Genomic DNA, 8,703 nt, shown 5'->3' on the forward strand with positions numbered 1-8,703 from the left:
GATGGTCAGGCATGCCGGGCGAGAAGCTGCCATAGTCTGGAGGGGAAAAGGTCGATTAAGCATTGATCATGCACTCAGGGAGATGACATGATTACCAGAACCACGTCGATTTTGGTCGCCACCGCGTTCATCCTTACCGCCGGCGCGGCATTTGCTCAGCAGGAAGCGCCATCAGTCACCTTGTTCAAAAACGTGAAAGTTTTTGATGGGAACACCGATGGTCTTCTGGACTTGGATGTTCTTGTTGTCGGAAACAAGATCCACAAGGTCGCCGAAGACATTCCAGAGACCGGTACATGGGAAGTGCAAGCTAGTCCGAGTGGGCCATTGTATTCAGAAATTCATAGCGGCAGCAGTGGCTACACCTTCATCATCGAGGGTGAAGAAGGGACGCAGACAGTCAAAGTGTCGCCCAATGTCATCGACGGCGGGGGACGCACCTTGATGCCGGGCATGATTGATAGCCATACGCATTTTAACCTTTCTATGGACGGCGGGCGTCCGGGCATGGAAATGGCCCGGTGGGACTATATGGCGGGACATGCCTCGTCTGCTGCGTTGGAGTGGTTCTACGATGGCTTTACGACAGTGCGTGATATGGGGGGCATGGCCGACGGATTGCGACGTGTCATCGACAACGGCCTAATGGAAGGACCTCGCATCTACAGCGCTGCCGGGATGATCAGCCAAAGCGCTGGTCACGGTGATCTCTTGTTTGAAAGCCAGACAAGTCCCCAGCAGAGTAGCACCTGGCGCAATGGCATATATCACATTGCAAACAGCCCTGATGAAGTTCGAGCAGCCGTTCGCAGGAACTTTAATGCGGGCGCCACTCATATGAAAATCATGATGGCCGGTGGTGTTGCCAGCAATAAAGGTCCCTTTGAGGCCTCTCAATACACCGACGCTGAAATTATCGCCGCAGTAGAAGAAGCTGCAACGCGTGGAACCTATGTTGCAGCGCACCTTTATCTTGATGAAGCCATTCGCCGGGCGCTCGATCTGGGTGTCATGTCAATTGAACATGGACAGTTCCTACAGGAAGACACGGCCATGTTGATGAAGGAAAAAGGTGCCTTCATTTCCCCTTACATTGCAGCCGTCATGAGCGAAGACATCCTGACACATCCGGTCTATGGCAATCCTTCAACATTTGAGTACGCCAGAACACTTATGATGAAAGAGGGAACAAAAAACTTCGCTGAAGTCATCAAAAAGGTGAAGCCGAACATTGTGTTCTCAATCGACATCGTGAGTACCAATGGCATGGCCGCAAGACACCACCGGGACCATGAGAAATGGATATTCGCAGATACATTTGGCAACTATGAAACACTGAAAGCAATGACGTCTACTGGCGGCAAGCTTGCCGCCTTGACCGGTGGCAGTAACCCTTACCCCACACCTCTTGGTGTCATCGAGGAAGGCGCATACGCCGACATTCTGCTCGTCGATGGAAACCCACTTGAGGACATCACTGTGCTTGGTGGTAATCCGAAATGGTTCAATGCTGAACCCCGCAAGCGGGGCATCGAAACCATCAACCTCATCATGAAGGACGGCGTGATCTACAAGAACACGCTGAACTGAACAATAGATGGGACGAACAATCTAGCCGGCCCCGTACACTCGCAAGAACAAAGTTCTTTCGACGTAATTCAGCTAACAAGAAACGGAGCGTTTTACTGATGAGACTAAGAGTGAAGGCGATAATTGGGCCAATAATGACCCTATCTCTGGGCTGCTCTATGGCGCTTGCACAAGATGAAAGCTTCTCAACACTGTTTACCAACGTGAACGTTTTTGACGGTGTGAGCGATGAACTGATTGAAAATGCTAATGTGCTGGTGGTCGACAACCTGATTGCCGAGGTCTCATCTGAACCATTGGCTGCTGCGAACGCCCGGATCATTGACGGCGGCGGGCGCACACTGATGCCAGGTATGTTGGATATGCACGTTCACATCTCGACCTTCGGGCCTGTGCAAACGCAATCGCGGGACGGGCTGCATCCCTACGCTCATGGTGCGTTGGCCGCAGATCGTGCCGAAGGGATGTTGATGAACGGATTTACCACAGTACGGGATCTGGGTGGTCCGTCAAATTTCATGCGTCTAATCATCGACGAGGGCGTCATGGTGGGGCCTCGCATCTATCCCACAGAAAACTGGATCACCACAACATCCGGTCATGGCGATTTCCGTGAATTGAATGACTCCCACCCGAATATCGCCGGCGGGCGGCAACATTTCTACGAAGATTATGTTACGATTATCGCTGACGGGCGGGCGGAAACCCTGCGCGCGGCGCGTGAAGCATTCCGTCGCGGAGCGGTACAGCTCAAACTGTTCACCGGAGGCGGTGTAACAAGTTTGTTTGATCCACTTCATTCAGGTCCTCTTGATGAAGAGGTCCAAGCAGTCGTTGAGGTGGCGGAGCGCTGGGATACCTATGTCGCGTCTCATGCACACACCGCTGCTGCGCTTCAACAGGCTATCGACAATGGCGTGATGTCGATTGAGCACGCACCCTATCTGACCGATGAGCAGGCCAAAACGATGATTGAAAATGGCATGTTTCTGTCCACTGCGTTTTCGCCTGTGTTTTCAATCTCAGTGGAACAGGCTGAAAAGGCTTATCCACCAGAAAGCTTTGCAAAGTGGAGCGTTATTCGGGACGCATCGTCAAACTTGCTGGAAGTGATGAAAAACAACCCTGACCTGAAAGTGGTTCTTGCATCAGATCATATTCCCCAGTGGAATACTGGTCGCGAATATGATGATCGCGCGCTAGATGAGTTCGAGTTTTTCTCAGAAGCTATTGGCAACTTCCGGACACTAAAGTCGTTTACCTCGACAGCCGGAGAACTGAATGCTCTGACCGGCCAGATGAATCCATACCCAGAAGGCCCGTTGGGCGTCATTCAAGAAGGCGCCTATGCAGACCTATTGCTGGTCGATGGCAATCCTCTGGAAAACATCGAGATCATGAAGGATCCGGACACAAATCTAAAAATCATCATGAAGGACGGCGTGATCTACAAGAACACGCTGAACTGAGCGATGGGCGGGATGGTTCACCTCGTCCATCCCGCCCGTTTGTAAAAACCATTAGAGGAACCAAAAAACGGACATAGGAGAAAGAGACCCGTGGCAAGAAAGCTTTTGCAAGCCACACTGATCACAACCTTGCTTTGCGCGGCCGTAGTGAACGCACAGAGCAGTGGTCCGGGGGTTTTCAGTGCGGAAGGAGAAGGAGTGGTTGTGCCAGCCAAAAGCTGGGATGTGTCGGCAGCCGCCGAAAACCAGATCGACACTGTCCACTTTATTGAAGGTCAATTCGTCAAAGAAGGTGATCTACTGGTGACTTTCGACGAGGTCTTCAAGCAATGGGATGCCAAAATCGGTGAGTTGGCTCACCAGCAGGCCGTGGCTGAACTGGAGTTGGCCCAGGCTGACCTGTCCAGAAAGAAGCGGTTGGGCACCAATTCTGTGTCTGAAGTTGAGATTGCGCAAGCTGAAGCGCGTGTCAAAATCGCCGAAGCGACCGTTGAGACAAAGAGGCTCAATGCGGAAAAGGCCAAGGCTATCTCAGATCTCCAGCTCATCCACGCACCGTTCGACGGCCAGATGAGTGCGCCGCGGTTTCGCGATAATGCAAACGTCGTCGCCGACTCGCCCGAAATCGGAACCCTGTATCAACTGGATCCGATCCACGTTCGCGTGGAGGGAACGTACGAGAAGCATCAGGAACGCATCCTCGCGGGCGAAAGCCACGACAGTGTAATGGGCAGCCTGACTCTGGTGCTGGAACTGCCGGGAGGAAGTGAATTTCCACATCACGGACGCCTTATCTCAACGCCGTTTGAATTCGATCCGGAGACAGGGATTGGCTACAGCATCGCCGAATTCCCCAATCCTGAATTCCTATTGCGCCCCGGCATGAAGGTATTGGTCACGTCTTATGAAAACTCAAAATGATCCAAAGAAAGGGATATCAAATGAAAACTTGGACATCTCCGTTTCTGGCTTCAGCTGCATTGGCGGGACTTGCTACGGTTGCCGCTTCTGAAGCAGCAGACCACGGATCGCACTGGAATTTGATGTCTGACGCTTATGCTCGCGTCGGCGAGATTCTGAAATCTGAGGAAGGCACCACTGCCGTCGAGCGCTTGAACGAAGAATTGTCCGCGCTGAAAGAGGCGTGCGATAAGTTGGAAGTGAAAAGTCAGAACGCGCCATGTCACGAAGATGTACGGCGTCTTCTTTCCATTGCGACCTTCAACGCTGACCCCAATGATCCAAATCGAAACAAGACATTTCCAACGCATATTCCCGATTTTGTTAGCCCGGAGATGCGTGAGGTGATGGTTAACTGGACGCCCAATTGGCTCACCAGCAGTTGGGAAGGCTACCCAGACCCAACGGACTACGGTGCATGGCAGTCGTTGCACGATGAATTGATCGATCCGATGGAGGCCGCCGGCAAACAACTTTTAAAGACTTACAACTTGTCGACCGAGGAACGTGAGATAGGTGGTGTTAGAACGGTCATTATCAGTCCGAGCGAAAACCGCCATCCGGGAAAGATACTCATTCATGCACATGGTGGTGCCTTTTACGGAAACACTCCGGAAACAACGTTTGACCGGACAGCACCACTTGCCAATCATATGGGCATCGACATTGCCTCCGTCGATTACAAATTGATGCCAGCCCCCGACTGGGACATTTTGGACCAGCGGGATCAGGTGATCGCCGTTTTTGATGCACTGACCGGAGAGGGCGGTGGCTATAAACCAGAGAACGTCGGAATTTACGGTTGTTCCGCGGGCGGTGGATTGGTGGCAATGGCGACAAATGCCATGTCGCATCGCGGAGGAGCGCTGCCTGGTGCGGCCGTAATGCAAAGCCCGCAGACTGATTTCTCGTTCAATAGCGATTCGACATGGACGCTGCGGTACGACGATCCACGCACTAACGTAGATCACTTGATCGACTCAGTCTGGCCGATGCTGGGAATTACTGAAGAGAAAGCACAAGACCCGCGCTACTCAACTGTGTACGACAATTTCGAGGGGCGAGATTTCCCTCCGACGATGGTACAGACTGGGTCTAAGGAAATTCAGATGAGCGACGGCATACGCATGTACGGAGTCCTGCGTAGTGCGGGCCACGAGGCAATTCTGGATGTTCACGACGCCATGCAACACTGCTTCCACGGTCATTCCGAGACACCGGAATCCGCTGAAGCTGTTCGCCGCGTCGCTGTGTTCCTAGAAGAGCATCTTGGTTCGGAATGAGAAAAATGGATCGCTGAAAGGAGGGGGCGAGTGGCTCGGAGAGACGCTTTGAAGTCGCTCGCCCCATATTGAAAACGTAAGAAAATGGACGTTGTCAATTCTCAGCGGATCGAGGCCATTTTCCGCATTCGGGACCTATGATCCGAGCGCCGTGTATGGCCGATATCCGCCCTTCGCGACTGATGCTGCACAAAATACGAGTGCGTACAATGGGCTCACTGCCGATGCTCTCTGCAACTTTCAGCAGTGCCGGCTCGCAGCCCAAATCAGACATTTGTAACAAGACTTTGCAATTTCCGAGATCGGATCTAGGTGCGCTCATAACGCTGCATTTCTGACATTGATTTATTTAAAGAAATCTTGGAATTTTGCCCATAAGTTTGCATGCTACAGAGAACTCATCGAATAAACAGGCCGTCAGGCTTTTATACTGTGCCCAAATGCAGTTTACTCCCAATCTCCAGCAGATGAGCGCCACGTCTTAGCTTCCGCATCCCAAACACTGGCCGTGACGCAAGGCGTTGGGTTTATTCCGTCGCAATTGGATCCATGAATATCCGCCACGACAACTCGTCGACGCCCAAAATCAAGGACCGTCCAGCCTTGGTTGAGCAAGGAGTGCACCTCTTCGCTAACCCAAAAGTGCGACATGCATCCGCCAGTTCCGCAGTAAAGAGATGCGGCACTGGAACACGCGAAACCAGACTCATTCAAAACCCAGTCGCGTTGTAGATCTCCGTCGAGATCGACCCTTTCAACCGCGCCCCAGGCTATGTCAAACTGACCGTCGTTGAACTCCGCGCAGGCTCGTGCCGCCAGATCAACCTTTTCCCGCAAACCGATGGGAAGTTGCGAAACGTCAGTCGCGAAAGCTGGTGAGGTCCAAACAAGGCCCGAAGCAAGCATAACCCCGGCGACCAAACAGTTCATCTGACGCGCTATTTGGGAAGCGGGTTGGAAGGTGGCATCAATTGCACTGATCATACCTGTAGTCCCCATATTCCAGCCAGTTTGCCGAGCCTTCGCTAAAAATCAGAAACTCGGACCTGTCTTCCCCAAGCAGGGCGACGACAAATCCGACTGGCGGTACAGAGTTTCCAAAGTAACTGTAGGCCGTCATGGCTCTGATCGACTCACCGTTGACCGTTACTCGCGCGTCCCACTCCCCCTCTGGATTGTCCAGAATTACATATTCGATCTGGCGTTTTATCGCTCCTCCACCACAATAGACAATGCCTTCGGGTGCATCGTAGGAACCCCCCTGGCTAGTATCTGAATCGCACGCGGAACGAAGGGACCGAATTGCCGCGCCGGAACCTTTCAAGTCAAAGATTCCGTAGCTGACATCTTGATCAATCATCGACAGATTAACCGATGCATTGGCCGCAAGCTGGTCCAGTACAAAACCATAGTCTTGCTGACTATTGAAACTGACCTCGACAGGATAATTGTCGACGATCTGAAAAGCCGCGTTTTCTGCGCCACCCTGAAATGCCCCAACTTCGGTGGTGCCGTTCTTCAAAAACCGAATGGAAAGCCCTTGCTTCTGCACAATGTCCTGGCTGTCCTCATATCCAGCCGGAGCAAAGCGGATACGGTCACACTGAAGTTCCAGGGTCATGTTTCCGGTCTGAATAAATGCGTTGGGATTAGGCCCGGAGTTGAACGTCCACTCCGCCGATGCTGTGGTCGCCATTGCCATCATCAACGCTCCAATGGAAATCGTATTGAACCTCATTTTTTTCTCTCCATGCTGTTACGTTTCGCGCAGTCATTCAGCAGAGATTCCGGCCCGTTACCTGGGCAACCAGATCAGGAAACAGGTTCGCCGTATTCGTTTGCGCCTTCTTGGGAAGGTCGCGTCAACCACCATATCATCAGGATGGACAGAACCAGTTGAAGAATTGAGACAACAACAATACCAGTCATGCCCAGGACTGCCGCGGGTCCTCGCAATGCATCGGGGTTTTCCGTCCCTTGCTCCAATACCGAAAAGAACGCCACCCCACCCAGCATAACAAAAAGCGTTGTAATGCTGAGCGCCATCGGCAGCAGCAAATACCAGCCAGGTCGTCCTGTATCATGCAGCCTCCGCCAACCGGCGGCCAGCATGGGTATGAGAACAGCCAGTTGGAAAACAGAGGACAGAACCCGAGATCCTTGCCCTGTTTCGGGGTTGGTCCCGAATATGATCGTATCCAGCACAGCTAAAGCAGCGCTCGCGAGAACCACGAACAAGAAGAACCACCAGTATTCTGAGCGTAAAGCCCGACCGGAGAACTGGAAGTATTTCGAGAAACACGTTTTTACGGCTTCGCCAAATCCCATATTTCACTCCATTCTTAACTTCTGTGCGGCCTTAAACGCTTCGCCGCTCAGGAGAGCGAACTCGCCCCTACGGATGCTCCCTCTTACCTTTGTTTGAAAGCAGAAGCCTATCGCACGAGAGCGTAAAGGATTTTACGCGCGGAAAAAATATTGATTTATTATAAAATAGATTCAAACATGCGAATTCGACACAACTTTCATTTTACCTCCGTTGTTGTCGCTGTCGCCCGATTTGTCGGGCCCTTCCGACTGCTGGAGTGAGTGCTGGCGGTCGGAAGGCACTCTACAGTGATTGAGCGTTGGGAGGACGCGATGCTTAGACTTAACGAACTCGCCCTCCCTCCAGAGTTTGCTCTAGCATTTGCTAGTGGCGTCATTCAGCCTTCGCACGTTATTGGCGGCCCCGATAGTCAACAAAATATCGTCTCGCCGACCAAGCCCCCCGCGGCAAGTTTTGGGAAAGGTAGTCACAGGATCAAGGTATGTTCAATTGGCTGCACAGGCGCGAGAGCTTCAAACAAGCGCATCCAATTTCACTAATTTCAAGGGAACCAGAGGGAGAAGAAAATGTCTGACAAGATGGTGATGATTGCAGGCGCGACATGTTTCGCACTGCTTACGGCCTGCGACGATACGAGTACATCAAGCGCGTCCGCCGAACTCACACCGGCTCAGCAAGCATGTTTGCGAGATGTAGCCAATACGACGAACAATTCGCAAGTCGTGGTGCTCTCGTCTGCATTCAGCGAAGCTGGAACACAGGTCACAGTCGGCGTTGGCGAGGATCGTGCTCCTTGGAATTGCATTGCTTACAGTGATGGCGCGACAGCTGGTATCGAGTTCCTGGGCGACGAAGGCGCATTGTGACCTGTCTTCTGCGTAGCTGAGTACGGCTGCGCGGCACTGGCTCGCTCTTCGGATAGTGCAGGCCATGTATTCTTCGCGTCTGATCCAAGGGGTTCTGAAATACTACACGTTCATCTGAGCAGCCCTATCTGACTGGTCCAGTTTGATTGTTAGTGCATGATTGGCCTGTGATCCATCGGGATGATGGTTTCCGGAGCCGGTGGGCG

The 8,703-nt window shown here is 52.4% G+C and carries 8 protein-coding genes; 5 read left to right on the forward strand and 3 right to left on the reverse strand.

The features are described from left to right. Nucleotides 1–87 precede the first annotated feature (87 nt). The 4 genes from ACR0LL_RS14855 (at nucleotide 88) to ACR0LL_RS14870 (ending at nucleotide 5,302) form a co-directional block, all read left to right on the forward strand. Nucleotides 88–1,590, forward strand: a complete 1,503-nt coding sequence (locus tag ACR0LL_RS14855) for a metal-dependent hydrolase family protein (protein ID WP_480587978.1) — start codon at nucleotides 88–90, stop codon at nucleotides 1,588–1,590. Nucleotides 1,591–1,724: 134 nt separating this feature from the next. Then, nucleotides 1,725–3,059 (forward strand): amidohydrolase family protein, encoded by a 1,335-nt coding sequence (locus ACR0LL_RS14860; protein ID WP_480587979.1) that lies wholly within the window; start codon nucleotides 1,725–1,727, stop codon nucleotides 3,057–3,059. A 90-nt stretch (nucleotides 3,060–3,149) separates the two neighbouring features. Then, nucleotides 3,150–3,980 carry an efflux RND transporter periplasmic adaptor subunit gene (locus tag ACR0LL_RS14865; protein WP_480587981.1) on the forward strand — a complete coding sequence of 277 codons (831 nt, stop codon included), beginning with the start codon at nucleotides 3,150–3,152 and terminating at the stop codon, nucleotides 3,978–3,980. Nucleotides 3,981–4,000: 20 nt separating this feature from the next. Further along, nucleotides 4,001–5,302, forward strand: a complete 1,302-nt coding sequence (locus ACR0LL_RS14870) for an alpha/beta hydrolase (RefSeq protein ID WP_209835359.1) — start codon at nucleotides 4,001–4,003, stop codon at nucleotides 5,300–5,302. Between the two features lie 447 nt (nucleotides 5,303–5,749). Here ACR0LL_RS14870 and ACR0LL_RS14875 read toward each other — a convergent pair whose 3' ends face one another. The 3 genes from ACR0LL_RS14875 to ACR0LL_RS14885 all read right to left on the reverse strand — a co-directional run bounded on the left by ACR0LL_RS14875 (nucleotide 5,750) and on the right by ACR0LL_RS14885 (nucleotide 7,630). Continuing rightward, on the reverse strand, nucleotides 5,750–6,286 hold the full coding sequence (locus tag ACR0LL_RS14875) for a hypothetical protein (RefSeq protein WP_480587982.1): 537 nt from the start codon (nucleotides 6,284–6,286) through the stop codon (nucleotides 5,750–5,752). Further along, on the reverse strand, nucleotides 6,270–7,040 hold the full coding sequence (locus ACR0LL_RS14880; protein ID WP_480587983.1) for a hypothetical protein: 771 nt from the start codon (nucleotides 7,038–7,040) through the stop codon (nucleotides 6,270–6,272). Before ACR0LL_RS14880 ends, ACR0LL_RS14875 begins: the two co-directional genes overlap by 17 nt. A gap of 74 nt (nucleotides 7,041–7,114) precedes the next feature. Further along, nucleotides 7,115–7,630 (reverse strand): DUF805 domain-containing protein, encoded by a 516-nt coding sequence (locus ACR0LL_RS14885; RefSeq protein WP_480587985.1) that lies wholly within the window; start codon nucleotides 7,628–7,630, stop codon nucleotides 7,115–7,117. A 567-nt stretch (nucleotides 7,631–8,197) separates the two neighbouring features. On the opposite strand from ACR0LL_RS14885, the gene ACR0LL_RS14890 reads away from it, so the two are divergent. Further along, nucleotides 8,198–8,497, forward strand: coding sequence for a hypothetical protein (locus tag ACR0LL_RS14890; RefSeq protein WP_480587987.1), 300 nt, complete (start codon nucleotides 8,198–8,200; stop codon nucleotides 8,495–8,497). Nucleotides 8,498–8,703: the final 206 nt, after the last annotated feature.

The organism is Ruegeria sp. AI2 (assembly GCF_056541275.1).